The 25,191-nt window shown below is 60.3% G+C and carries 17 protein-coding genes, 1 tRNA gene and 5 pseudogenes; 12 read left to right on the top strand and 11 right to left on the bottom strand.

What is annotated here, in order from left to right; genetic code table 11:
- Nucleotides 1-159 precede the first annotated feature (159 nt).
- The 3 genes and pseudogenes from HAP41_RS46800 to HAP41_RS46790 all read left to right on the top strand — a co-directional run bounded on the left by HAP41_RS46800 (nucleotide 160) and on the right by HAP41_RS46790 (nucleotide 4,799).
- Nucleotides 160-1,056: a TauD/TfdA dioxygenase family protein gene (locus HAP41_RS46800; protein ID WP_166067194.1), complete on the top strand. Its 897-nt coding sequence runs from the start codon at nucleotides 160-162 to the stop codon at nucleotides 1,054-1,056.
- 137 nt (nucleotides 1,057-1,193) lie between these two features.
- The gene (locus HAP41_RS46795) at nucleotides 1,194-3,824 is read left to right on the top strand and encodes an SUMF1/EgtB/PvdO family nonheme iron enzyme (protein ID WP_178132627.1); all 2,631 of its coding nucleotides are present in this window, start codon (nucleotides 1,194-1,196) and stop codon (nucleotides 3,822-3,824) included.
- Between the two features lie 139 nt (nucleotides 3,825-3,963).
- Nucleotides 3,964-4,799 (top strand): annotated as a pseudogene (locus HAP41_RS46790) (IS5 family transposase).
- Here the strand turns inward: HAP41_RS46790 and HAP41_RS46785 are convergent.
- From HAP41_RS46785 to hsdR, 4 genes are all read right to left on the bottom strand, one after another.
- Nucleotides 4,768-4,980, bottom strand: a complete 213-nt coding sequence (locus HAP41_RS46785; RefSeq protein ID WP_166067212.1) for a restriction endonuclease subunit S domain-containing protein — start codon at nucleotides 4,978-4,980, stop codon at nucleotides 4,768-4,770. The pseudogene HAP41_RS46790 and the gene HAP41_RS46785 overlap by 32 nt on opposite strands.
- A complete protein-coding gene (locus HAP41_RS46780) occupies nucleotides 4,977-6,443 on the bottom strand; it encodes a class I SAM-dependent DNA methyltransferase (RefSeq protein WP_166067257.1) in 1,467 nt (488 codons plus the stop codon). Before HAP41_RS46780 ends, HAP41_RS46785 begins: the two co-directional genes overlap by 4 nt.
- Nucleotides 6,443-7,756: a type I restriction-modification enzyme R subunit C-terminal domain-containing protein gene (locus tag HAP41_RS46775; RefSeq protein WP_224580555.1), complete on the bottom strand. Its 1,314-nt coding sequence runs from the start codon at nucleotides 7,754-7,756 to the stop codon at nucleotides 6,443-6,445. The genes HAP41_RS46780 and HAP41_RS46775 overlap by 1 nt, the downstream gene beginning before the upstream one ends.
- Nucleotides 7,757-7,886: 130 nt before the next feature.
- The gene (gene hsdR, locus HAP41_RS46770) at nucleotides 7,887-9,923 is read right to left on the bottom strand and encodes a type I restriction-modification system endonuclease (RefSeq protein ID WP_224580556.1); all 2,037 of its coding nucleotides are present in this window, start codon (nucleotides 9,921-9,923) and stop codon (nucleotides 7,887-7,889) included.
- Between the two features lie 291 nt (nucleotides 9,924-10,214).
- Between hsdR and HAP41_RS46765 the strand changes: the two genes are divergently transcribed.
- From HAP41_RS46765 to HAP41_RS46750, 4 genes and pseudogenes are all read left to right on the top strand, one after another.
- On the top strand, nucleotides 10,215-10,838 hold the full coding sequence (locus tag HAP41_RS46765) for a tyrosine-type recombinase/integrase (protein ID WP_206706265.1): 624 nt from the start codon (nucleotides 10,215-10,217) through the stop codon (nucleotides 10,836-10,838).
- A gap of 193 nt (nucleotides 10,839-11,031) precedes the next feature.
- Nucleotides 11,032-11,265 (top strand): annotated as a pseudogene (locus tag HAP41_RS46760) (transposase); the annotation flags it as partial.
- 90 nt (nucleotides 11,266-11,355) lie between these two features.
- On the top strand, nucleotides 11,356-12,630 hold the full coding sequence (locus tag HAP41_RS46755; RefSeq protein WP_166064748.1) for an IS256 family transposase: 1,275 nt from the start codon (nucleotides 11,356-11,358) through the stop codon (nucleotides 12,628-12,630).
- 54 nt (nucleotides 12,631-12,684) lie between these two features.
- Nucleotides 12,685-13,311: pseudogene (locus HAP41_RS46750) on the top strand (IS5 family transposase); the annotation flags it as partial.
- An 18-nt stretch (nucleotides 13,312-13,329) separates the two neighbouring features.
- On the opposite strand, the gene HAP41_RS46745 reads toward HAP41_RS46750, so the two are convergent.
- From HAP41_RS46745 to HAP41_RS46730, 4 genes and pseudogenes are all read right to left on the bottom strand, one after another.
- Nucleotides 13,330-15,258 (bottom strand): DEAD/DEAH box helicase family protein, encoded by a 1,929-nt coding sequence (locus tag HAP41_RS46745; RefSeq protein WP_166067279.1) that lies wholly within the window; start codon nucleotides 15,256-15,258, stop codon nucleotides 13,330-13,332.
- A 120-nt stretch (nucleotides 15,259-15,378) separates the two neighbouring features.
- Nucleotides 15,379-16,214: pseudogene (locus HAP41_RS46740) on the bottom strand (IS5 family transposase).
- 546 nt (nucleotides 16,215-16,760) lie between these two features.
- The gene (locus HAP41_RS46735; RefSeq protein ID WP_166067293.1) at nucleotides 16,761-17,309 is read right to left on the bottom strand and encodes a hypothetical protein; all 549 of its coding nucleotides are present in this window, start codon (nucleotides 17,307-17,309) and stop codon (nucleotides 16,761-16,763) included.
- Between the two features lie 28 nt (nucleotides 17,310-17,337).
- The gene (locus tag HAP41_RS46730) at nucleotides 17,338-17,523 is read right to left on the bottom strand and encodes a hypothetical protein (RefSeq protein WP_166067313.1); all 186 of its coding nucleotides are present in this window, start codon (nucleotides 17,521-17,523) and stop codon (nucleotides 17,338-17,340) included.
- A gap of 219 nt (nucleotides 17,524-17,742) precedes the next feature.
- Between HAP41_RS46730 and HAP41_RS50875 the strand changes: the two are divergent.
- Both HAP41_RS50875 and HAP41_RS46725 read left to right on the top strand, forming a co-directional pair.
- Nucleotides 17,743-17,874: pseudogene (locus HAP41_RS50875) on the top strand (transposase); the annotation flags it as partial.
- A 108-nt stretch (nucleotides 17,875-17,982) separates the two neighbouring features.
- Nucleotides 17,983-18,555 carry a hypothetical protein gene (locus tag HAP41_RS46725; RefSeq protein WP_224581067.1) on the top strand — a complete coding sequence of 191 codons (573 nt, stop codon included), beginning with the start codon at nucleotides 17,983-17,985 and terminating at the stop codon, nucleotides 18,553-18,555.
- Nucleotides 18,556-18,657: 102 nt separating this feature from the next.
- Here HAP41_RS46725 and HAP41_RS46720 read toward each other — a convergent pair whose 3' ends face one another.
- From HAP41_RS46720 to HAP41_RS46710, 3 genes are all read right to left on the bottom strand, one after another.
- Entirely contained in the window at nucleotides 18,658-20,556 is a 1,899-nt protein-coding gene (locus HAP41_RS46720) for a site-specific integrase (protein WP_321576668.1), read from the bottom strand.
- A gap of 86 nt (nucleotides 20,557-20,642) precedes the next feature.
- A tRNA-Arg gene (locus HAP41_RS46715) sits at nucleotides 20,643-20,719 on the bottom strand.
- Between the two features lie 163 nt (nucleotides 20,720-20,882).
- Nucleotides 20,883-22,382, bottom strand: a complete 1,500-nt coding sequence (locus HAP41_RS46710) for an ATP-binding protein (RefSeq protein ID WP_094183985.1) — start codon at nucleotides 22,380-22,382, stop codon at nucleotides 20,883-20,885.
- A 362-nt stretch (nucleotides 22,383-22,744) separates the two neighbouring features.
- On the opposite strand from HAP41_RS46710, the gene rpmH reads away from it, so the two are divergent.
- From rpmH to yidC, 3 genes are read left to right on the top strand one after another with little or no spacing between them, the layout of a single operon-like run.
- Nucleotides 22,745-22,879, top strand: a complete 135-nt coding sequence (gene rpmH, locus HAP41_RS46705) for a 50S ribosomal protein L34 (protein ID WP_008542748.1) — start codon at nucleotides 22,745-22,747, stop codon at nucleotides 22,877-22,879.
- 28 nt (nucleotides 22,880-22,907) lie between these two features.
- Nucleotides 22,908-23,309 carry a ribonuclease P protein component gene (gene rnpA / locus HAP41_RS46700; protein ID WP_063979808.1) on the top strand — a complete coding sequence of 134 codons (402 nt, stop codon included), beginning with the start codon at nucleotides 22,908-22,910 and terminating at the stop codon, nucleotides 23,307-23,309.
- 16 nt (nucleotides 23,310-23,325) lie between these two features.
- On the top strand, nucleotides 23,326-25,167 hold the full coding sequence (gene yidC, locus HAP41_RS46695; protein ID WP_063979809.1) for a membrane protein insertase YidC: 1,842 nt from the start codon (nucleotides 23,326-23,328) through the stop codon (nucleotides 25,165-25,167).
- Nucleotides 25,168-25,191 lie beyond the last annotated feature (24 nt).

Here is a 25,191-nt window from a genome sequence, read left to right as displayed (position 1 = left end):
GTTAGCAAAGCGTAACCCGCCTTATTTTTTGCGCGGTCGTAGCCCGGATGGAGCGCAGCGAAATCCGGGAGCCTCTCGCAGCCTGAGCAACCGTTCCCGGATTGCGCTTCGCTCCATCCGGGCTACGATGTCTCCAATCAAACGATCGGGAGACACGCCATGAGCTCACTCGCCGGCAAGCAGGGCCCGCGCTATCGCCACACGGCCGAAGACGGCGCGGCTTACGAGACCATCGCGGTCGAAAAGCTCACCCCCATCATCGGCGCGGAAATATCCGGCGTCGATATCGGCAGCCTCGTCGATGGCGATGCCCGCTCCAACCGGCAGATGGACGAGATCCACCGCGCGCTTGCCGAAAACCTCGTCATCTTCTTCCGCGATCAAGACATCACGCCAAAACAGCATCTCGCGTTCGGCCGCAAGTTCGGCGAGCTGCATTTCCATCCCGCCGCACCGCACGAGGACGAAGATCCGGCGCTGATGAAGATCTACGCCGATAAGAACTCGCCGCGGGCGAACGGCGAGGGCTGGCATTCGGACGTGTCCTGCGATCTCGAGCCGCCGATGGGCTCGATCCTCTACATCAAGCAGTGCCCGCCGCGCGGCGGCGACACGCTGTTCGCCAACATGTACGCGGCCTATGAGGCGCTGTCGGATCGGATGAAGGCGTATCTCGACGGGCTGACCGCGCTGCATGACGGCGAGCCGATCTATCGCGGGCTTTACGCCAATTACGGCGTCGCCGATCGTCCGTCCTATCCGAGCGCCGAGCATCCGGTGGTGCGCACGCACCCGGTGACGGCCAAGAAGGCGCTCTACGTCAACCGCGGCTTCACCCGCCACATCAACGGCATCCCGCGCGACGAGAGCGATGCGATGCTCGCCTATCTCTACCAGCACGCCGAGAACCCGCTGTTCCAGTGCCGCTTCCGCTGGACCGAGAACGCCATCGCGTTCTGGGACAACCGCTGCACCCAGCACCGCGCGATGTGGGACTACTGGCCGCACACGCGCTCAGGGACGCGGGTCACGGTGAAGGGGGAGCGGCCGGTTTAAGTCGCCACCGTCGCCAATCGCTCAGTGACCTGAATCACGGACTTGGTATTGCCCCCGTCGAATGATGTGGGCTCGTGGTGCTGCTTGCAGGGGCTACAACCAGCGATATACTCGCAAAGGGCGATTTGGGGGGAATTATGCGCTGGGTGGCGGCTACCATTCTTGCGCTCGTTTTTTACGGGTTCGCGGGTCAGGCGCTGGCCGAGAAGCGCGTCGCTCTGGTGATTGGCAATTCGTCGTACCGGAATGTCCCGAGCCTTCCGAATCCCCGGAATGACGCCGCCGAGATTGCCTCCCTGTTCAGATCTGCAGGATTCCCCGCGGTCGATGCTCGCCGTGATCTTGGTATTTCAGACATGCGGCGCGCGATCAGCGATTTCGCCGAGATGGCAAGCGATGCCGACGTCGCCGTCGTCTATTTCGCCGGCCATGGCATCGAGGTCGATGGTGCAAACTACGTCATCCCCGTCGACGCGAAGTTGTCCCGCGATTTCGACATCGAGGATGAGGCTATTTCCCTCGATCGCATTCTGAAATCGATCGAGCCCACCAGGCGGCTTCGCCTCGTCATCCTGGATGCGTGCCGGGACAACCCGTTCTTGAAGACCATGAAGCGAACCATAGCGTCCCGATCGATCGGTCGCGGGTTGGCGAAGGTCGAGCCCGCGATATCCGATACGCTGATTGCCTTCGCGGCCAAGGCCGGATCGGTTGCGTTGGACGGCGATGCCAAAAACAGTCCCTTCACGGCCGCGCTGCTGCACAACATCGCCGCTCCCGGCTTGGACTTGAGGATTGCATTCGGCCGAGTTCGCGACGAAGTGCTGAAGGTCACCAATCGTCACCAGGAGCCGTTCGTCTATGGATCATTGGGCGGCTCTGTCATCTCGATCGTCGATGCACCGAAACTGCCGCCACCGCCAACGACGGATGACATCGTCTGGAACGCCGTGAAGGATTCGACCTATCCGGCCGTGTTCGAGGAGTTCATCGCGAAGTTTCCGACGACGCCACATCTGAAGGCGGCCCAATCACGGCGTGATGAGCTCAAGCAGGCGCAAGCTGCGGCTGCCGCGCGCATACCCCCGCCGCCGACCGCCGACGAAATCGTCTGGACGGCGATCAGGGATTCGAACTATCCCGCGATCTTCGATGATTTCCTCAGCAAGTTTCCCGCCAGCAAGCATCGAGCCGAGGCGCAATCGCGTGCCGACGAGCTGCAAAAGCAGATCGCCGCCGCTGCCGCCCGCGTTCCACCGCCTCCGACCGCCGACGAGGTCGTCTGGGATGCCATCAAAGGCTCGACGTATCCGGCAATCTTCGAGGATTTCGCCAGCAAGTTTCCGGCAAGCCCGCATCTGGCGGACGCCAAGGCGCGCAGGGACGAGCTGAAAAAGCAGATTGCCGCCACGCAAGCTCCGCCACCTCCCGCCGCCGAGGACATCGTCTGGGCCGCGATCAAGGGATCGCGCGATCCCGCGATCTTCGATGAGTTCGTGAGTAAATATGCGGCGAGCCCGCACATCGCGGCCGCACGACAGCGAGGGGATGACCTGAGGAAGGAGATCGCTGCTGCTCAAGCGCCGCCACCTCCGCCTGCAGATGAGATCGTCTGGAACGCGATCAAGGAGTCGCACGAGCCCGCGATCTTCGAGGAGTATTCCGCAAAATATTCCAGCAGTTCGCACGTCTCTGCCGCGCTGTCGCGTCGTGACGAGCTGTGGAAGGAACGCGCGGCGGCAGCTGCACCGCCGCCGGCCTCGCCCGCGACCGATGAGATCGTCTGGAATGCGATCAAGGATGGGCGCTCGCCGGCGATGTTCGAAGAGTTTCTGAGCAAATTTCCCGAAAGCGCGCGCTCCGCAGAGGCGCGCGAACGGTTCAAGGCGTTACAGGCGGTGCAGGTGGCCTCCACCAACGCCACGCTTCTGGCTCCAGACACGACCCCGCGGCGCGAAGGACTGACTGCGATCGGCATCAAGGTGTTGTCCGATTCGGAAGAGGCGGCTCTGAAGCAGAAGGCCAGCTTCAAGGAATGTGAAAAGTGTCCGGAGATGGTTGTGGTCCCACCGGGCGCGTTCATGATGGGGACGTCGGAGAGTGCATCGAAACGCACCGCGGAATCGTCTCGCCACAAGGTGACGTTCGCCCATTCATTCGCGGTTGGCCGTTACGCTGTCACGTTTGCGGAATGGGACGCCTGCGTCGCCGATGGGGGATGCAATGGGTACAAGCCCTGGGACAACGGTTGGGGCCGCGGGAGACGACCGGCGATCAACATTTCCTGGTCGGATGCCAAGAGCTATGCAGCCTGGTTGTCGGCCCGCACCGGCAAGACGTACCGCCTCCTGAGCGAAGCCGAGCGGGAATATGTGACGCGCGCGGGAACGACGTCATCGTTCTGGTGGGGAGTCTCCGTGTCTCGGGGCCAGGCCAACTACGATGACAGGGCCAGCCAGGACAAGAATGCAAAGGGTGCCTTCGGGCAAAAGACGGCTCCTGTCGATTCCTTCCAGCCGAATCCGTGGGGCCTCTATCAGGTGCACGGCAATATCTGGGAATGGGTCGAGGATTGCGTCAACGACACTTATGAGGGCGCGCCTGTGGACGGGAGTCCTTGGCTGAAAGGCCGATGCGAGCAGCGTGTCCTCAGGGGAGGCTCCTGGGTCAGCAAGGCGGATGCAGTCGAAGCGGGGAGCCGTTACGGCGTGCAGTCCGAAGGACGAGTGAGCAACGTTGGATTTCGAGTCGCGAGAACCTTGAGATAGCCGGGCACGAGTGCATCGGCCTCGCCAGCCGGAACAATCCCATACAATAACTCTTAGTGTCTGTTCCAAAACATGTTGAGTCGAATGAATCGGTTGTGATTCAAGGTGAGCGGCCTGATTCGATGGGGACGCGCCGCCAATGTGGACTACCGAGAACCGTGCACGCTACGACCGCAGCCGCCTGCGCTATCCGAGCGACTTGACCGACGAGGAGTGGGCGCTGATCGCGCCTCGCATCCCGCCGGCCAAGCGCGGCGGCAACAAGCGTACGGTGGACCTGCGCGAGATTGCCAACGGGCTGATGTACATCCTGAGCACAGGTTGCCAGTGGCGCGCGATCCCCAAGGACCTGCCGCCGCGCTCGACGCTGTATGGCTACTTCGATCTGTGGAGCTGGAACGGCACGCTCGATAAAATTCATCACGCCCTCTATGTCGAATGTCGCGAAAGGGCCGAGCGCGAGGCTTCTCCCACCGCCGCCATCATCGATAGCCAGAGCGTGAAAAGCGCTGAAAAAGGGGGCCTCATGATCTCCATGGCTACGACGCGGGCAAGAAGATCAAGGGCAAGAAGCGGCACATTCTCGTCGACACGCAAGGCCTCTTGATGCACGCCATCGTGCATGCGGCGGACATCCAGGATCGCGACGGCGGCGTGCTCCTGATGGCAACGTTGTTCGGCCTCTATCCCTTTCTTCTGAAGCTCTACGCCGACGGCGGATATCAAGGGCCACATTTCCAGAAGGGGCTGCGTAGCGCTCTGAAGCGCGTGAACCTCGAAATCGTCAAACGCTCCGATCAGGCTCACCGTTTCGTCGTCTTGCCCAAACGCTGGATCGTCGAGCGTACCTTTGCCTGGCTCGGGCGATGCCGAAGACTGTCCAAAGATTGGGAATGCTTCAATCACAGGGCGCTCGCCTTTCTCAAGCTGGCCTCCATCCGACTCATGCTGCGAAAGCTATGCAATCCAAGGTAATCTTTCCGGACAGACTCTTAGGCACGGTTTGCCAATCGATGCCGTCTTCCGCGATATCGGTGATCCTCAAAAATGGCACTCCCGCTGAGCTTTTGCTCGCTTTCGCGGTCAACCCATATTGCAAGCGATCAAACAGTTCACCGAAGGTTAATTGCGTCCATCCAAGTGCAGCTGTACTCATTCTGCTGCCTCGGCCGCAAATTCGCCGGCGCCATTCGGCTCCAGTTCCTCCGACAATGTTTCGATGGCCTCCAGCGCGGCCTTGAGGTGTCCGATGAGAGCGGCGGCGATATCGTCAGGCTCAGTTAGTTGTTCCTCGGCCTCAACTTCCGTGTCACGCAACCACGAAATATCCAGATTATCGTTGCGAGCCTTGATGGCTTCTCGGGTGAAACAACGCCATCGTCCGGTTTCACCCTGATCCTTCCGTTTCGCGCCTCCATTGGGATCGCTACCGTAGGCCTTCTCGAACTCGGTAAAGTCCTCGACAACGAGGGGACGCGTTTTGCCGAAGGCTGGCATGTTCGCGCGCATATCGTAGACCCATACAGCCTTCGTGTTCGCCTTGTCAGTCTTGCCGCGCTGGAAGAACATTAGGTTGGTCTTCACCCCCTGCGCATAGAAAATCCCGGTCGGCAGCCGCGCAATGGTGTGCAGGTTACAAAGCTCCATTAGCCAGGTACGCAAACGGCGCCCCGTGTTGTCCTCGAACAACACATTATCCGGAACGACCATCCCCACGCGCCCGCCGGGCTTCAATGCCCGGACCACGTGCTCGATAAACGCCAACTGCTTGTTGGAAGTATCGGCCGTAATGGAGAAATCGGAACGCGTGGGTCGTCCCCCGCCCTTCTTGGTGCCGAAAGGAGGATTGGTCAGCAGCAAATCGGCTTTGGGCAGGCGTTCGCCATCCGGCGAGAGCGTGTCAGCCAAATCCACCCCACCCTCAATCCCATGCAAGAGGAGGTTCATCATGCAGAGGCGATGCGTGTCGGGCACTAATTCAGCACCGACAAAGGCACTATGCCTCTGGAAGTGTCCCTGTTGTTCGGTCAGCTTGTAGAGGTCATCTGTCCGATCCTTAATGTAACGGTCGGCGGCCACGAGGAAACCGGCCGTGCCTGCCGCTGGGTCTTGCACCACCTCACCGACATCGGGCTTCAGGAGGCGAACCACACAATCGATCAAAGGACGCGGCGTGAAATATTGACCCGCACCTGACTTTTTGTCCTCAGCATTCTTTTGCAACAAACCTTCATAGAGATTGCCAAGCCCTTCTTCGCGAGCCGAGAACCAATCGAGTTGGTCAATGGCTGCGGTCAGCGCTTTTAGGTTGGTAGGCTTTCGAAGACGCGTTTGCGCATCCGTAAAAATTGCGCGAATTAGCACGTCCTTGACGTCTGGTTTACCCAAGTCGAGCAAGAGCCGCTTGTAGTGGTCGAGTTGATCAAGACCATCACGCTTCGCCAGTTCCCGCCAGCGATACGCCTTTGGGAGCCGCTCTTCCTTCTTGGTCTCCTCAAGCATCTTCAGAAAGAGCAAATAAGTTAGCTCGGTCACATACTCGTTGTAGGTAACGCCATCGTCACGCAGGATATGACATAGTGACCAGAGCTTCGCGACGATGTCGCCAGTGTTTGACATTATCCTGCCCTCTTCCACATTTCTTCGTTGATGCTGCTCAGCAAGCTCTCAAGCTCGCCATCGAAGACCTTATTGAGGCGCGCAAAGCCACCATCCGCCGCGAATGGCTCTCGATCAAGCGCCTCTCGATCAACAACGATTTCCTTCTGAACTTGTTCGGCGATGCGGCGGAGCCATCTGGTCTGAGGATCGCTCCACTTCTTGCCGCTCAATACCCTCTGGATCGCACTCTTCACCCGATCTGTATAGGGCACCAGCGGGTCACCTAAGGCCGCCTGCCGAACAAAGCCAATGATGGAAGCGGCGATATCCACATTCTTGGCGTCGGCCCACGCCCGACGAAGATTTGCCTCGGAGTAACCCTTCAAATCGAGTGCGGCGCGAAGCTCGCGCAAGTCCGCCCGTGTCAGGTCACGGGGCCGCTGGACGACGAGCTTCAGGGCTGCGACGGTGTTAATGTTGTCGCGCACATACGCCTTAAAACCCTCGAGAAAATCTTCCGGCTTACTCGCGGCGCCATATCCGCGCGTGACGGCAATCACGGCATCGGGATGATGCGAGATAGGCATGAAGCGTGGCTGCTGCCCATCGCCGTCACCTTGCCAATCCAGGATCGGCCCGACCGCCGACCGAGACGAGAACCAATCCGACAACTCCGCGGGCTTTACCTCCAATAAGCGCTTCAGTGTCGCCTCGGGCGCCTCGCCGGCCGCTGCTTCAAACTTGGCGCGCGTTTCGGGCGAAAGCCTCTTCAAGGCACGGCGGAGCTTCACGGCAAGTTGCTGGCGGATGGCTTCCCGGTGGGCGTCTTTATCCGCCGTCACCAGCTCCTCAAAAAGCTGCTCGAAGCTAATGGATGGATTGACCACCACCGGCTTCATGTCCGTCAATTCTTGCAGATGCGGGTAAAGGTCGACGGCATCGAAGATGCGGAACACCTCCTTGCCAATGTCGGGGCACAGCCGCGTAGCGCGGCCTATCATTTGCTCATAAAGAATGCGGCTGTTGACCCTTCGCAGAAACACCAGATTTGTGATGGAAGGCACATCCACCCCGGTCGTAAGCAGGTCGACCGTGACGGCAATCTTGGGATCGGCGTCGTTGCGGAAAGACCGGATAAGGGTTCCCACCCGATCCACGCTTCCAGTAATCTTCCTTACCGTAGCGTCATCGATATCACCGTATTTCTTTGCGAACGCCTTTTTGATTTCAGCTACGACGATATCAGCGTGAGCGTCGGTCGCGGCAAAAATCAATGTCTTTCCAGCCCCAGGCGCCGATGGGTCGATGTGGTTCGCAAGCTCCTCGGCCACTACGCGGTTGAACTCGGCAGTGATAACCTGCTTGTTGAACTGCTCGACATCAAATCGGATTTCGTCAGGCGCATGAGCTAAGTTGACTTCGCCGGCTCGAGTGTTCAGCAGATCAAGCTGTTTATCCTTTTCAAAAAACTATACCTGCCCGCGCCAACGCGGTTTCGATCCGCACGGGAGGCTCGTGGTCGATCAAGAAACCATCGATCACCGCCTGCCGATAAGAGTACGTGAAAATCGGATCGCCAAATATTTCGGTCGTGTGGAGTGCCGGGGTAGCCGTGAGCCCTATCTTTACCGCGTCAAAGTACTCAAGGACGCGACGGTACTTGGAAATGTAGTCCTCTTGACCACGGAAGCTTAACTCAGCGTCCGACATTTCACGGTCAAGCAAATAGCCACGGTGACACTCGTCGATCACCATGAGGTCGTATTGATCCACAGGCGGCGCTTCCGAGCTATCAGCCGCGTATAGGACGCGCTTGACGAGCCCTTGTATGGTGCAGATGTGGACCTTCGTTTCGCTTTCCGGCATCACATCGGAGAGCCTTTTGAGGCCGAAGATGTCGGCGAAGGCCTTTCCCGATACGACCTTGGTCGTCGTGAACTCCCCCGCTGCTTGCTCACCAAGGGCGGACCGGTCAACGACAAAGCAGACGCGCCGAAACCTCTTAGTTTCGAGTAAGCGGTAAAGCATTGCTATCGCGAGCTTGGTCTTTCCGGTACCTGTCGCCATAGCGAGCAGCATCGAACGTCGCCCATCGCCTAAGGCCCCTTCCACAGCCCGTATCGCGCCCTGTTGATATTCTCGGAGCGGAAAGCCAAACGCGAAGGGCATATCCTTCAGAGCAGCGTCGGCGGCATCTGGTTTGATTTCGAGTTGCCCGACAAGGCCTTCAGGGGTTGGCCAGCCTACCAGTGCTCGGCGGTGGTTGCCTGAACGTCGCGTATCGCGAAACCAGATGCCACTCTCAGTCTCGATCTGCTTCAGGTATGAACGCCCATTTGCCGCGAACACGAATGGCACTTGGTGAGTGCCCCACGGCCTCCCATCCGCGAACGAGAATGCCTCGTCGCCTTTCATCCCGACCGAATAGCGCTCGGCCTGATCGATGGCGGCGGATACGTTCTTACGCTTCCGCTTTGCCTCAACGACGCCGATGAGTGTCAAACCAACAAATAGCGCATAATCTGCCGGTCCACTCGCGGTCGGCCACTCAGCAATTGCAACATTTCGGCCCTTAGCTGGGCGAGCACCCTCACTGTGGCGAAGCGCCCTTGTATCTGCTTCCCATCCACTATCGCGGAGCTGCTGGTCAATAAGGTCACGTGTTGAAGCTTCGTCCAGATCAATGTTCTTTGCCGCCTCTTCACCGCGAGCGACTAGATCAAGCAGATCGGTTTGAGGTGCCTGCTTCGCAGCCTCCTGAAGGCTGTCGAGAGGACGATCACGCTGAGTTCTAAAGGCTTCCATCGGCTCGGAAAGTCGAGAAAGCAATACTTCCGATGCTTGGTGCTGCCGCTTGGGCACTCCCCCAAGCTTCTCCTGCTCGGCTTCGTGAGCAAGCGCCTCCCACACAGAGCGCTCCTCTTCCAGCTCTTTCAGTTTTTCTTCGAGGGTCGTGCGTGCGCGGAAGTTTTCCCGCGCTTCGCCAGTCGCTTGTGCGAGGGCTTGGAGCGCGTCTTCCAGCTGCTGCTCCGTCACGCGGAGCCGTTCAGCGGCCTGCTCGATTTCCTTCTGACTGGGTGCTACCGGCACAATGAACGGCGGCGGCTTGAAGCCAGGTTGCTTACCGTAAACGCGGTGAAACCAGATCGCGAGTTGCCAGCCAAACTTCAGGGCAGACAGCGCGTCCCTGATGGTTCCCTCGCCGTCATGGACTGCCCGATTGCCAATCTTGCGGATGGCATGGAAAACGTCCGCGACTTCCCTGGGGGTTATACGTTCAAGACTAAGCCGTCTAAGCGTTTCCTCGAAAGTCTCTCGCTCCCCAAGGTAGAGGGCGTGTCGAGCGGCAATGCTCTTACAAAGCAGCTCGGCGAACTGCCGGAGTTTGAAAATTGCCGTGTTGGGGTCGTCGTGCAGATAACGCTCGGCGGCAGCTCCATATGCCACCAAACGCGCATCGTGAAGCTTTAAGAATTGAAAGTTGCCAGCCTGCGCCATTCCTGCCCCCGCGGCTATCTATCTGCGATAAGCCGCAGCGCTGCAACCTGAAAGAAGGTCGAATTCCGGGAGCCACGGACAAACCGGAGTTGGCAGCCGGGCGGCGGCGGCGCCCCTTTAAACCCGCTTTTTGAAGACGGGGATGGCCTGCTTTTCCAAAGGGGCCCCACCCGGAAAAAGGGGACCCGTTGAGATGCCCCGCGGGCGAAAGGGAGAGCCGAGGGCCTCTTGCAAACTGTTCGTAATTCGGACATTATACGAACAGTACTCGTTCTCATTCTGGTGAAAACGTTGGCCAAATCGCACCTCCGCTTGATCACGCCGGACATCGAAAAACGGACAGTTACACCGAAGCGGCTTCCCAACGCCGACCTGAGAACCCGCGAGTACCTAACCGAGGCCGAGGTCGAGCGGCTGATTGAGGCCACCAAGGGCAACCGTTGGGGTCACCGGGACGGCACGATGATCCTCGTGGCCTACCGTCACGGCCTTCGGGCGGCCGAGCTGGCGGACCTGCGCTGGGATCAGATCGACTTCACAACGGCCACCCTGCACGTCCGCAGGGTCAAGCAGGGCAGCCCCAGTACGCATCCTATCCTCGGAGACGAACTGCGGCGGTTGAGGCGGCTCCAGCGCGAGCAGCAGCCCAAGTCGCCCTTTGTGTTCACATCGGAGCGGGGGGCGCCATTCACCACGGCAGGCTTTGCCCGGATGGTCGAGAGGGCGGGCGCACAGGTGAACCTGGGGTTCAAGGCTCATCCGCACATGTTGCGGCATGCCTGCGGGTTCGCGCTGGCGAACAAGGGACACGACACGCGTGCCTTGCAAGCCTATCTCGGACACCGGAACATCCAGCACACGGTGAAGTACACGGAACTTACGTCAACGCGGTTCAAGGATTTTTGGCGGAGCTGAAACCAGTAAGCAGGCGCAGATAAGCCAACCGAGCCTTAGGCGTAATTTGCGGTCGATGGCGAGGCGGAGGCCGCACCGGAGGCTCGGATTGGTAAGCCTTGGTGCGGCCCTAAGTGTCCGACCGAAAAATAAGTTGAGTGATATCAGCGAGTTCTGATTCCATCGGTGTTGCGAAGCATCAAAGGGATCGAGAATGTGGACTGATATCACCCGGGCACAGTTTGCCCGAGAGGAGCTGCGTTTGCCAAGCGACTTGACGGATGCGGAATGGGGCGTGCTGGAGAGGTTGCTTCCTGTGCGGGCCAATCGCGGGCGGCGCCCGAAATGGAGCTATCGCGACATCGTCGAGGCAGTACTCTATCTGCTGCGCGGCGGATTGCCGTGGCGCATGCTGCCGCCCACTCTGTTTCCACCAATGGGGGATGTCCCGGGTTCTGTTGAATTTCTGAAGAGGTCGGCGTTGCCCACCTTGAGCCGGTAGGCTCGGGGTGCTGATTCCACAAAGGAGAGCAACGCCATGACGAGAGATATCACACCGGCTGGTTGGCCGGCGACCGGGGCTGTGGAGAAATCATTTGCGGAAGTGCGAGCGAGCTTCGATCGGTTCTGCCTTGCGGCAGGAATCGAGGCGCTCGGCACGATGATGGAGGCGGATGTGACAGCGGCCTGCGGGCCGCGCCACGGTCGTGATGCGGCGCGGCGGGCGCACCGTTGGGGCCGAACGCGGGGGCGGATCGGTTTCCACGGCGGCAAGATCGAGGTCGATCGCCCGCGGGTCCGGGGCATGGACGGCCGCGAGGTCACGATCCCGAGCTGGGAAACGGCGGCGCAGGAGGACTGGCTCGGTCGCTGGGCGATGAACCTGATGCTGATCAATGTGTCGACGCGCCGGTTCGGCCGCGCCGTCCGGCTGCCCGAGGGTGACGTGCCGGCACCGCCCGGATCGGGGATTTCGAAGTCGGCGGCCTCGCGGAGGTTCGTGGCTCTGTCGGCGGCGCGGCTGGCCGACTTCATGGCTGCCGATCTGTCCGCGCTCGACCTTCTGGTGGTCCAAATCGACGGGCTGCATCTCGACGACGATCTCGTGCTGGTGGCCGCGATCGGGGTTGACGGCGAAGGCAACAAGCATCCGCTGGCGCTGGTGGAAGGGGCGACCGAGAATGCAGCAACGGTTCAGGCCCTGCTGGACAACCTGGTCTCGCGCGGGCTCGACCCGACGGTGCCAAGACTGTTCATCGCCGACGGCGCGAAGGCGTTGTCGAAGGCGATCCGCCGCACCTTCGGTTCGGCCGCTGCGATCCAGCGCTGCCAGATCCACAAGGCGCGCAACATCATGGAACGCCTGCCGAAAGAGCATCATGCGGCCACCCGCCGGGTGCTGCGCCAGGCCTGGGAGCTCGATGACGCCGACAAGGCTGAAAAATTGATCCGCAATCTCGCGCGTCGACTCGACCAGCAATGGCCCGGCGTTGCGGCCAGTATCCTCGAAGGCCTCGACGAAATCCTGACTGTCGTCCGGTTGAAGTTGCCGAAGGAGCTTCGCCGATCGCTCGCCTGTACCAATATCGCCGAGAACATGATGGGCACCATTCGCCGCGTCACGCGCAACGTTAAACGCTGGCGGGATGCCGGTATGGCCTTGCGATGGGTCGCGGCCGGTATGATCGAGGCCAACAAGGGCTTCCGACGATTGAAGGCGCATAAGCAATTGTCGGTTCTGCGTGCGGCCCTTCAAGCTCACCACGATCGCATGACAATCAAGTCCGTTGCCCACGTCACGAGGGCTGCGTAATATTCATTCCGGCAACGTCGACCCGACGTAGTTCAACAGCGATCGGGACATCCCCCACCAATGACCACGGTGCAGTACTATTTCTACCAATGGCGCGACAGCGGATTGTGGCAATCGATCAACCACGCACTCCTGATGCTGGCGCGCGAGGCGATCGGCCGGGAGGCCTCGCCGACGGCCGGCGTGATCGACAGCCAATCGGTCAAGACCACGGAAAGTGGCGGCCCTCGCGGCTACGACGCGGGAAAGAAGATCAAGGGTCGAAAGCGCCACATCGTCACCGACACCCAAGGGCTCCTGGTCGGAGCGATCGTTCACGCTGCCGACGTCCAGGATCGTGACGGCACGCCAGATGTCCTGTGCAGCATTCGCTACCGCTTCCCCTGGCTGCGCCATATCTTCGCCGATGGCGGCTATGCCGGCGAAAAGCTCAAGGCGGTGCTGGAAAAGATCGGCCGGTGGACTGTCGAGATCATCAAGCGCTCCGATGCCGCACAGGGCTTCGAGGTGCTTCCGCGCCGCTGGGTGGTCGAACGAACCTTCGCCTGGCTCGGCCGCAACCGCAGATTGGCCAAGGACTTCGAGCGAACCATCGAAAGCGCAACTGCCTGGCTCTTCCTCGCCTCTGTCCAACTCATGACAAGGCGCATCGCAGCGATAAAAACAGCAATGCAATTTTGAGTCAGGCTCTAAGGCCGTTTACGCGACCTTCACAAGATAGCCTTTCGTGGCAGAGCCTCGCCCTTCGACCCTGTAGAGAACTCCCAACTCACGAAGCGCGGCGGACAAGTTACTGGCGACCTTCGCAAGGTCTTCCTTGAGCCTTCCGAACTGCCTGCCTGTCAGTGAGAGCTGAGTGCGAATGTAGGAAAGAGGCGTTGGCCCCGGCTCGCGTGTCCGCATCAGTTCGATTACCGCTTGAGCGACCGAATTACTGCGCGGCGCATAGACCTTCGGGCCATCAGGCTCGAAATCCCATGCAACCTGCTTCAGGCCCGGCATGTTGGTGTGGATGTCTCTCAGGATAGCATCTCCGCGCCAGTCCTTCGGCAGGACGATGTACACATCCGCCTCTGCGCATCGCCCGTCAGTATCGGTTACGCGCCTGATGCAAATGCGATTGATGGCTTGGATCACTGATGCCGAAACGTCCTTCTGAGAGATCACGGCCAAGATGTTCTCGTGTGTGCCGTGGCGTGGAGCCTTGAGCCACGAGGCATCCTTCGGCCCGTCGATGGCAAACACGTTGTTGATCGGACGCGTCGGGTCCTGCCAATAGAGCCCGTAGATCACAGCCACGTTGCAATGCTGCCAATCATTCTTCCCGTCCACAGCGCCCCAGTAGCCGATATGCAACGGCAGTTCTGATGTGCTGTAGGTGCCAGCCAGGTCTTTGGCGCACTTGTGGACGCACAAGAAGACATTGCTCCCTTCGGGAAGTTCCTTTCGTAGTTCAGCGGCGAGCCGGGGTAGGCGCGTGTGCTTAGTTTTCTCCATCTTTGTCTTTCCCATTCCCGAGGTCGTGCGTGCGACGTGCAGTGTCACGTTCTCGTAGTTGCGAATGCCGCGAGGTACATCAGCGATCATGACACCGCCCCCCAGTAGCTCGTAAGTCACGTTTGAGCGCGCTGTGGCATCCAGTACCAGAACACCCGGCATGCCCTTGGGGATGATGTAGCGCGCAGAGTTCAGGGTGTGTTGGGCACCGCTGCGGTGATAATAGGCGAACTCTTCGAGCATGACCTGCACCGCCTCAAGCACGGTTGACACGTTGTGTGCAGCATCCTCGGCGAAGAGGTCGGGATCAAACTCGACAGAGCCCAAGGCCTCGTGGAGAGCTTCAATCTCCGTGGCTTGCTCGGGGAAGCCCTGAGCCCACAGAGGCACCGTCTGAGCATCGCCGCGGGCTTGCTCTTGTTCCCGCTTGTCGAGGTAGCGCTGTAGGTTCGTCAGTGTCTTGATAGCACCTCCGAACTTGTCCCTGTCCTCGTGCGGTATCGCTCGCAACACCAATTCAATGTCCTTGCTGCTGACCCGATGGTGGCTAACTGAGTTCAGCAATGCCTCGTCCACCACGACGAGATGGCGCTTGCCTCCAGCCCACGAGTAGAACGAGTTCCAACGCTCCTCTGAGCCCGACCCGAAGGACCAGCAGGCGCGCATGAAGGCGGCGTGGGTGATCACCAAGACGTCCGCCTCGGCCATTTCGTGGGCCTTGAGTTTACCCTCGGTGTGACTGGTGACCGCTACAGGACGTCCAGCGATTGCGTTGATCTTCTGCACCAAGCTGTCAGCGTCCTTGATAAGCCGTGTGACGATCAGAGTGCCAATTGGCATCCCTTCCTTCGCGTTGGCCTCCGCTTGGAGAGCTGCGTAAACACAGGTGCCTTCGGTCTTACCCGAGCCGGTCGGCAGGGGAAGCACCACAGAAGGCTTGAATGGACTGTCACTCGCATTGTTGATGATCAGTTCTCTGGACCTACTCTCGAAGACGCACCAAGCCTCCTTGAGGGCCGGTGTGGCGGGCATGTTGCCGTCAGAGATTTCGGACCAATGTTGAACCATACGGTTCAGAAAGATTTGCGACGGCACGAGAGCAAGCCCGTGCTGGTCGATAGAGGTCTGCAAAGCAGAATTGTCCTTGAATTGAACACGACCCCTCATCCGGCCGAAGGACGGTCAGGAAGTGTCATGTTTGATGATTGATAAAACCTCCCCCTTTCTCTTCTAAGAGTCTGTCCGGAAAGATTACCTTGGATTGCATAGCTTTCGCAGCATGAGTCGGATGGAGGCCAGCTTGAGAAAGGCGAGCGCCCTGTGATTGAAGCATTCCCAATCTTTGGACAGTCTTCGGCATCGCCCGAGCCAGGCAAAGGTACGCTCGACGATCCAGCGTTTGGGCAAGACGACGAAACGGTGAGCCTGATCGGAGCGTTTGACGATTTCGAGGTTCACGCGCTTCAGAGCGCTACGCAGCCCCTTCTGGAAATGTGGCCCTTGATATCCGCCGTCGGCGTAGAGCTTCAGAAGAAAGGGATAGAGGCCGAACAACGTTGCCATCAGGAGCACGCCGCCGTCGCGATCCTGGATGTCCGCCGCATGCACGATGGCGTGCATCAAGAGGCCTTGCGTGTCGACGAGAATGTGCCGCTTCTTGCCCTTGATCTTCTTGCCCGCGTCGTAGCCATGGAGATCATGAGGCCCCCTTTTTCAGCGCTTTTCACGCTCTGGCTATCGATGATGGCGGCGGTGGGAGAAGCCTCGCGCTCGGCCCTTTCGCGACATTCGACATAGAGGGCGTGATGAATTTTATCGAGCGTGCCGTTCCAGCTCCACAGATCGAAGTAGCCATACAGCGTCGAGCGCGGCGGCAGGTCCTTGGGGATCGCGCGCCACTGGCAACCTGTGCTCAGGATGTACATCAGCCCGTTGGCAATCTCGCGCAGGTCCACCGTACGCTTGTTGCCGCCGCGCTTGGCCGGCGGGATGCGAGGCGCGATCAGCGCCCACTCCTCGTCGGTCAAGTCGCTCGGATAGCGCAGGCGGCTGCGGTCGTAGCGTGCACGGTTCTCGGTAGTCCACATTGGCGGCGCGTCCCCATCGAATCAGGCCGCTCACCTTGAATCACAACCGATTCATTCGACTCAACATGTTTTGGAACAGACACTAAGAGAACAATCAAAGTGGAGCTTGAGGGGGAGATTGGTGTGGAGAGTTGAAGGTGATTAGCTTGAGCCACAACGGGCTCGGAGCTTGCCTTGTGGGCCACAGGGAGCCCTGAGGGATCGTTTGAGAACCTTGGTGCGGCATAACGCCATCACCCATCAAAAACGCCTCAGTGGACTCCCTGAGCCCTTACCGGGCATGTCGTAGTTGAGTTTGTTTGTTGGTGTTTAGGACAAGGCGCGTCCCAAAGCCCAGAAGCTAACGTCAGCCATAGGATGTGGTCAGCAAGACAACATCTACACGTAGAGATAAGTTGATCTTGGTCTACGGCGTTCGCCTCTTGTGCAGACCAGCAGGCTTCCGGCCACGAACCTGTCGGTCGCCCAAGGCTCACCAGAGGCTTCTAAGGTCTCCCATGGTGTCTCTGGTGTTCGCCCTGTGCGGCTGGTGTCGCTCGCGTCTGCTCAGTCGCCCGAGCCGATAATCGTGTTCAGAAAGTCTTCGGGCCTATCGCATAGAAGCGCCTCTTTGCAGGTTGGTTTGGCCTTGGTGTACGTGAGGACGATGTTGATGGCCTGAGCTTTCACTCGTGGGGTCGATGGTCCGACAGCGAGCACGAAGGCCTCGCGCAGGGCACCCTCGGCCTTTCCTTCGTCAGTAGGTGGCACGAAGATCCCACCGTCGTTGTTGTTGGCAACCTGGCGGGGCAGGTCAGGCAGTTCACCTTTCGCCTTCAGGCCTTCGATGAACCTATCGGCAAGTTCGTTTGCTCGTGCCCACAGGTGTTCTGCTTCGGCTCGGCGCATCCCATCGGGCACACCGTATCTGTAGAACTTGGTCGGGTCGGCCTTAGCAGCCGCGATCCGCGCTTGATCTCGGTGCTTCATCTTCTCGCGAAACTCAGGAGTGGCCCAGAGTTCCTTGAGGCGCGCTGATGTAGCTTGAGTGGCCCTCGGGGCGCCCTTGCCCCGTGCAGACTTCTTTCGTGGGCGAGATTTGGTCGTGGTTGTCATTTCTCTCTTTGGTTTCTGCATTGGTCGCCTAGTGCAGGGTTTCGCTCGGATCACGTCCGATAAGATGCGAGAAGAAATCGCGAAGCGCGGTTTCGTAGCCAACCTGCCATTCGTTCTCGGCGGGATCGCACTGGCAGAGTTCAAGCTCCCCGTAGAGCCAATCGAGCGCGTCGTCCCAGTTCAGTTCTTCTTGTTCGAAGTCGGTGTCGTTCATCGGAAATTTCATTTGAGTTCCTTGCGTAGTTACTTCGTGGTCTGACAGGCAGTTCCGCCTTGCGCCCGTTTGCGGGCTCCGAAAGACGCCTCCTGTTCACACAGGGACGGAGCATCGCCCACCAGCCCAGAGCATGCTGTTGATTTTTCTTATGCTTCTTGGCTTGACCCGGCAAAATCAATGGACTTAACAAAACAGGTCCGCTAACGACTCGCCACGATGAAGACTTTCCCTTCCAGCCATCCCGTCTTCCATGATGAACATGCTGCGAGAGCCGCTGTGGAAGCCTTGAGATGGCCCGACGGCCCCGTGTGCCCCCACTGTCACGCGAAGGCTCAGAGCTTTGAAATTGGGGGAGAGAAGCAGTCCCATCGTGCGGGGCTGCGTCATTGCCGAGAATGTCGCCGACAATTCACAGCCACCGTTGGCACCGCGCTCGAACGGACCCGAGTGTCTTACGTGAACTGGATGCGCTTGGCTTACGTTCTTAGTGAGACCAACAGTCGTAACGTGAGCGTGCCCGAGGTGGCTGAGGCGCTCGACGTGCCTTACAAAACTGCGGCCCGCATGTTGGAGCGCGTGTCCGATACGCTGGTCACTTACAGGGGGTTGCTGGACAAGAGAAGGTTTGGGTCGCCCGTCACTGAGTTCGTCGTGAAAGCTCGGGGGCCCCAGCCTCGACTTAGGTTCCCGAAGCATCCCAGCTACGCGAAGCACAGAGCAAAGGTGGGGCAAAGCTACGTGCGGTGGAAGGAGCGGTTGAAGCTGGACGCAACGGCCACACCCATCCTGACCGGCGTTCTTCGTTCGAAAGACAAGGCTTCGGGGGCGCAGGAAAACCTTGATAGAGTCGAGAGGCTCCTCATGGTGGTCCTGCATGCTGACCAAGTCGAAGCCAAGGCGGCGAGGAAGAAACGAAATGGATGGGAGTGGCATCGGCGGCGCTTCCAAAAGGTCCGCATACGCCTTCCAAATGGTGCAAGCGCGCCACAGCGCCATAAGGCTTCGAAGGAAACCGAAGTAAAAGCGTGATTGCTATCATGGGAATTTGGCGATGTTAGCACCGGACTGAGCGTACATGCCCTCCGGGTTCGATGGGTATGCCTCGGGCGTTCAGCGCCTCCTCGATCCGCCTCAGCGCGCTCGCAGTGACTTCTTGTACCTTGCGGATGACCTATCAGGTCCTTTTATGGCCCTACTGTTTGATGTGATTTGAGCTGCTGTCCACCGGATGTCTGTGAGGTCGAGACCGGGATAAGCTACCTTCTCCACCGCGGCATTCAGCCTCGGAAAACCGAAGCGGCGAACCATATCTCGCCACCCGTAACCTCGCGCAACGGCATTGCCTCCGCTGTGGCCGGTCAGAGCGTCATTGACGTCTTCCTGCACGCCCGCCGCGCGCAGCGCATCCTTGAAGCCATGTCGAAACGAATGGAAGACGCTGCTCGGGTTCTCGACCCCGAGTGCGCGCTTGTAGCGGCCAAACCACTTTGAAAATGCTTCCCCAAAGCCGCCCTTTGAACCGGCTGTGAGCTGCGGGAAAAGGCGCGCGGGGGCCCCACCAGACGCACGAACGTAATCTACGAAGTCAATAAAGCCGATCCGCACAAGCTCCGGGTGAACCGGAACGGCCCGCACCGATTGCTCGGTCTTGACACCTCTACCCGCGTCTTCGTCTTCAATGACCGTCACGAAGCGCACCCCTGATGCTGCGTCAATCTTCACGTCTTCGACAGTCAACGGCGCCAATTCGTTCAGGCGCGCGCCGCTAAACAGTGCGAGGAGCGGCAGCCAGAATGCGGCTTCACCTTTTCCGCCCATTGGTCGCTCGCCTCTGCGATACACAGGTGACCCAAAGAGCAACTTGAGTTCATCGACTTCCCACGGCTGTCGATTGCTTTTGCTTTCCGTCAAGCGCATGCCGGATACAGGATCGGACCACGGCACCTCATCAGGGATGAGCCCATTTTTCCGCGACCAGTTCAGCACCGCTCCGAGGCAATTTAGCCATTTGTTGATGGTGGCCGCCTTCAGTCGCGGCTCATTGGGATGCTTGCGTGAGTATTCAACAAGCTCAGGCAGACCGGCCTTGAGGAGCTTCCCACTTCTCCTTGCCGGTACGAGCTGCGCCGCGTCCCGAAACTCGCGCACATGGCGGCGGCTGATCTGGGAGATATCAAGATCACCGTGAAGCTCAATGAAGCGATCAATCCCGCGCGCAAATTCGAGCTGAGTGGATTTCTTGCGTGGCTCCACTTTGACCCAACCCTCGTAAGCAGCCCGCAAGCGCCAACTACCCAACGCGGACACGCTGGTTGCTCCAGGTTCGACCAGCTTGGGGCTCTCAATCGGCTCGCCTTGATGGCGCGCTTGGATGGCCTCCAAGGCCCGGACCTCGGCCCTCATGACGGCGAGCGCCAGCTTGCGAAAGTCGGGGCAGTTGGGATCGAGATTGATGCGGAAGAGCTGAAGCAGCTCGCTGACCTCATAGCGGATGAAGTCTACTTTGCCGCGCGCCAAAGCCTGTTTCAATGCAGGCAGCACGGCTGAAGTGTCCTCCTCAATCTTGTGCATCATCCTGTCTGAGAGGCCGGAGGAGCCCTGCGAGACATCAAAGGGGCTTGCGAACTCGACACCAGCCTCGGTGAGCTGACGATGAACGTCTGCAAACACCGGATCAGACCCAACGCCCTCCTCGCGAAGCTCTTGGTCAGCGTTCAGCTCGTGCGCATAAAAGTAGTCGCTGATGGTTTTGATTTCAGCTTCGGTCAGCGACGTGCGCACGGGGTGCTCGACAAGCAGAGCCTCGGCTTGCGCGAGGATGCGGTCGAACTCCATCATGATCGGCTTGGCGAGAACCTTGGCTCGCTTCTCATCCTTGGTGCGCAATGAACGCTTGAGCCATGGCTGTCGTGCTCTCGCCGCTCCCTGAACTCTCGCAACTGCCTCTTCGAGACGCTTGGGCACCTTCCGGCGCACACACCAAACGCCATGCTCGTTCTGTATCAGTCCAAGTCCCACGACACGCACCATTGATCCCACCGCTTGATACCAGTGCGGCAGGACGAAGCTATTGATTTGTCGATTTATTCCCGAGAAACAAGGACTTCGCGAGATGATGGCGCGCCCGGAACGATTCGAACGTCCGACCCTCAGATTCGTAGTCTGATGCTCTATCCAGCTGAGCTACGGGCGCGTTTTTCGCAAACAGTGCGGGCTGGGCCCGCAGGCAGCCTCCGGACAGCGCCGGAGGGGTGCGAAAGAGCGCTCTGACTAACCGCTCTTGCCTCGATTGGCAAGGTCCGGGAGGGGGAGATTTTACAGAGAGGTGACGATTTCCCGGGTGGGTCGCTGGCCGACTACGCCCTCTGCCGCTCGTTGCGGATGGAGAGGAGTTCCACGGGGCGGTCGGGGATGACGATCCGGAAGGTGGCGCCGATGGTGCCCTCGACCAGATGGATCTCGCCGCCATGGGCGCGGACCAGCTCGGCGGCGATCGCCAAGCCAAGCCCGCTGCCGCCGGGGCGGCCGGAGGTCTGGAACGCCTCGAACAGATGGTCCCGGGTCTTCTGCGGGACGCCGGGGCCGGTGTCGGAGACCTCCAGGATGGCGACGGCACCTTCGCGCTTTCCCGTGATCCGGATCTGCTGCGCCCCGCCGTCGCCCGACGAATGGCTTTCCAGCGCCTGGGCGGCGTTGCGGACGAGGTTGAGCAGCACGCGGAAGAGCTGGTCGGGATCGGCATCGACCGCGAGCCCGCGCTCGATCGCGGCGACCCAGGCGATCGAGGCGTCGCTGGCGAGGCCCGCGGTTTCGCGCACCTCCAGCACCACGGGCTCGATCATGATCATGCGGCGGTCGGGCGCCGCTTCCTGGGCGCGGCCGTAGGACAGCGTCGACTGGCAGAAGGCGATGGCGCGCTCGAGCGAGCGCACCAGCTTCGGCGCAAAGCGCTGCACCCGCGGATCGGGCACGCTGGCGAGCTGGTCGGACAGAAGCTGGGCCGACGCGAGCAGATTGCGCAGATCGTGGTTGATCTTGGAGACGGCGAGGCCGAGGGCGGCGAGCCGGCTCTTCTGGTGCAGCATCGACATCAGATCGCGCTGCATGTCCGACAATTCGCGCTCGGCGACGCCTATTTCATCACTGCGCTGGCTCGGCACGATGATCCGCGCCGAGCTTTCGGGGTTTTCGTGGAAGCCGACCAGGCTCGCGGTCAGCCGCCGCATCGGGCGCACGAAGAGATAATGCAGCACGAGATAGACGAGGCCCGCGGTCAGCACCGCGATGATCAGCGCGACCACCACGACGTTGCGGGAGAAGCGATACATCTGCTGCCGCAGCGGCAGCTCATCGGTCACGATCTCGATGAACTGGGCGTTGCCGACGCCGGGCCCGACGATGCGGATGGCCTGGTTGCCGGTCTCGAGCATCATCCGGAACGAGCCGGTGATCGCCTCCCACACCGTCATGTCGCGCAGGTCGATGTCATGCTCGATGGCGGTGGGAAGGTTGTCGCTGGCGAGCAGCCGTCGCTGCTGTCCCATCTTGATGGCGACGGCACGCGCATTGATGCTTTTCAGGATCTCGCGCGACAGCGACTCGGGGACCATGCCGAGCGGGGCGGCGTCGAGCACCAGCGCGGCGGTGTTAGCCGCCGCGACGCGGTCATTGAGCCGGTTGACCCAGAAGTTGGCGATGGCGGGCACGTAGAGCAGGACAGCGGCAATCATCACCAGGGGGACGGTGAGCAGCAGCAGCTTGCCGGATAGCCCAAGCCCGCTGGGCCCACGCGGCCGCATCGCCGGCTGGCCCGGCTGATCCGTATCATGGACCGGCTGGAGGTCTGTCGCTGCCACGAAGTTCGCCCCTGTTGGCTTTGTAATAGAGCCTGGCTGATGAAGGATGCGACCCGGCCGGGGGCCGGTCAAATTACGGATCGCTAATCTCTCAAGGTGGGATGTAAGCTCTGATATCGCGAGTCGCCACCTCAAGGGTTAAAAACCCCGCACAAACAGTGATATTCACCGGAACAGTGCGCTCTTGCGACGTTGACGAAAAGAAGACGCTCGCTTATAAGCCGCGCAAATTGTCCGCGATGACCCGGTGCGCACGCCGGGAGCGGCTCTCTTGGGGCCGAAAAGGGCCCGTTTTGGGCCGCATCTTCCGGACTTTATCATCAATTCTACAGGCAAATTGCCCGGTCAGCGGAGAAAAACCCGTGAAGCGGACTTATCAACCCAGCAAACTGGTGCGCAAGCGCCGTCACGGCTTCCGTGCCCGTCTCGCCACTGCCGGCGGCCGCAAGGTTCTCGCCGCCCGCCGCGCCCGCGGCCGCAAGCGTCTGAGCGCCTGAGCCGGACCCCCATTTTTGGGATTTCATCATGGATCGGCTGAGGCAGCGAGCGGATTTCCTCGCCGTTGCCAATGGCGCGCGGGCGAATAGTCCCGCGTTCGTCCTGCAAAGCCGCCGCCGCGACGACAGCGGCCCGATCCGGATCGGCTTCACCGTTACCAAAAAGAACGGCAACGCCCCCCAGCGCAATCGCATCCGGCGCCGGCTTCGCGAATTGGTGAAGCGGCTCGACCCGGTGTCGATGCAGCCCCATCATGACTATGTACTGGTCGGCCGAAGGGACGCGCTCTCGCGCGACTTCGCCACCATGCTCGACGATCTGCGCATAGCGTTCACGAAGCCTGCGCGGCATACGCACAAGGGACGCGGCTCAAGAACCGACGGCTCAAGGCCCGGCCCCGCTCCTGCGACCAGCCGCAAACCGGATTGATGACGAGACAATAGTGATGACCGACAATCGCAATACCATCCTCGCCGTCATTCTGTCGGGCCTCGTCCTGATCGCCTGGCAATATTTCTACAATGTGCCGGCGATGGAGAAGCAGCGCGCCCAGCAGCAGGCGCAGGCCGAGCTCCAGAAGAACACGCCGCAGCCGACGGCCTCCGCAACGCCGGGCGCCGCGCCGCAGCCCGGCAGCGCGGCCCAGCCGGCAACACCGGCCGCGAACCAGGCCCAGCCGGTCGTTTCCCGCGAAAGCGCGATTGCAGCCAGCCCGCGCGTGAAGATCGACACGCCGCGGATTGCCGGCAGCATCTCGCTGAAGGGCGGCCGCATCGACGACATTGCGCTGGTGCAATACCGCGAGACGGTCGACCCGAAGTCGCCGCCGATCGTGCTCTATTCGCCCTCGGGCACCGCAGAACCCTATTACGCCGAGTTCGGCTGGGTGCCGGCGACGGGCGTGACGGCCAAGCTGCCGGACGCCCAGACCCTCTGGCAGCAGGACGGCAGCGGCAGCCTGACGCCGACGACGCCGGTGGTGCTGAAGTGGGACAATGGCGAGGGCCTCACCTTCCGCCGCACCATCGCGGTCGACGACCATTATCTCTTCACGCTCAAGGACGAGGTGAGCAATGTCGGCAACGCGCCTGTTACGCTCTACCCGTTCGCGCTGATCTCGCGCCACGGCACGCCGCAGGTCTCCGGCTATTACATCCTGCATGAAGGCCTGATCGGCTATCTCGATGGCTTGCAGGAATACGCCTACAAGAAGATCGACGAAGCCAAGGCGGTGAACTTCAAGGCCACCAATGGCTGGCTCGGCATCACCGACAAGTACTGGGCTTCGGCGCTGCTGCCGGACACCAGTGCCCAGCTCCAGGCGCGTTTCTCGTCGAACCCGGTCGGCAACGTCCACACCTACCAGACCGATTATCTGCTCGACCCCGTCACCGTCGCGATCGGCGGCACCGCGACCGCGAACGCGCGGCTGTTCGCCGGCGCCAAGGAAGCCGGCGTCGTCGGCGTGTTCCCGTTCGCCGGCCTCGGCGGCTACAACAAGGAGCTCGGCCTCAACCATTTCGATCTGTTGATCGACTGGGGCTGGTTCTACTTCATCACCAAGCCGATGTTCCTCGGCCTCGACTTCTTCTATCGCTTCTTCGGCAATTTCGGCATCTCGATCCTGCTCGTCACCGTGATCGTCAAGCTGCTGTTCTTCCCGCTGGCCAACAAGTCCTACGCCTCGATGGCGAAGATGAAGTCGGTCCAGCCGCAGCTTCAGGCGCTGAAGGAGCGCTTTCCCGACGACAAAGTGAAGCAGCAGCAGGAGATGATGGAGATCTACCGCAAGGAGAAGATCAATCCGGTCGCCGGCTGTCTTCCCGTGGTGATCCAGATCCCGGTGTTCTTCTCGCTCTACAAGGTGCTGTTCGTCACCATCGAGATGCGGCACGCGCCGTTCTTTGGCTGGATCAAGGACCTCTCCGCGCCCGATCCGACCAATCTGTTCACCTTGTTCGGGCTGATCCCGTTCGATCCGACGACGATCCCGGTGTTCGGCCACTACCTCGCGCTCGGCATCTGGCCGATCATCATGGGCATCACGATGTGGTTCCAGATGAAGCTGAACCCGACGCCGCCGGATCCGACCCAGCAGCTGATCTTCAACTGGATGCCGCTGATCTTCACCTTCATGCTGGCGGGCTTCCCGGCGGGTCTCGTGATCTACTGGGCCTGGAACAACACGCTCTCGGTGCTCCAGCAGAGCTTCATCATGCGCCGCAACGGCGTGAAGGTGGAGCTGTTCGACAATCTCAAGGCGACGTTCGCGAAGAAGGCGACGTAGCGCCGTCATTGTTGGGCGCAAATG

This window comes from Bradyrhizobium barranii subsp. apii (assembly GCF_011516635.5).
Taxonomy (GTDB): domain Bacteria; phylum Pseudomonadota; class Alphaproteobacteria; order Rhizobiales; family Xanthobacteraceae; genus Bradyrhizobium; species Bradyrhizobium barranii.
Note: the sequence above shows the minus strand (reverse complement) of the source record. Positions and strands in the feature narration are given on the sequence as shown.

Bases quoted from the DNA above. Each gene is read 5' to 3' on its own strand.
- HAP41_RS46795 (WP_178132627.1), top strand. From the start codon at position 1,194: ATGCGCTGGGTGGCGGCTACCATTCTTGCGCTCGTTTTTTACGGGTTC.
- HAP41_RS46785 (WP_166067212.1), bottom strand. From the start codon at position 4,980: ATGAGTACAGCTGCACTTGGATGGACGCAATTAACCTTCGGTGAACTG.
- HAP41_RS46735 (WP_166067293.1), bottom strand. From the start codon at position 17,309: ATGACAACCACGACCAAATCTCGCCCACGAAAGAAGTCTGCACGGGGC.
- HAP41_RS46720 (WP_321576668.1), bottom strand. From the start codon at position 20,556: ATGGTGCGTGTCGTGGGACTTGGACTGATACAGAACGAGCATGGCGTT.
- hsdR (WP_224580556.1), bottom strand. From the start codon at position 9,923: ATGGCGCAGGCTGGCAACTTTCAATTCTTAAAGCTTCACGATGCGCGT.
- HAP41_RS46780 (WP_166067257.1), bottom strand. From the start codon at position 6,443: ATGTCAAACACTGGCGACATCGTCGCGAAGCTCTGGTCACTATGTCAT.
- rnpA (WP_063979808.1), top strand. From the start codon at position 22,908: ATGGATCGGCTGAGGCAGCGAGCGGATTTCCTCGCCGTTGCCAATGGC.
- yidC (WP_063979809.1), top strand. From the start codon at position 23,326: ATGACCGACAATCGCAATACCATCCTCGCCGTCATTCTGTCGGGCCTC.
- HAP41_RS46730 (WP_166067313.1), bottom strand. From the start codon at position 17,523: ATGAACGACACCGACTTCGAACAAGAAGAACTGAACTGGGACGACGCG.
- HAP41_RS46800 (WP_166067194.1), top strand. From the start codon at position 160: ATGAGCTCACTCGCCGGCAAGCAGGGCCCGCGCTATCGCCACACGGCC.
- HAP41_RS46755 (WP_166064748.1), top strand. From the start codon at position 11,356: ATGACGAGAGATATCACACCGGCTGGTTGGCCGGCGACCGGGGCTGTG.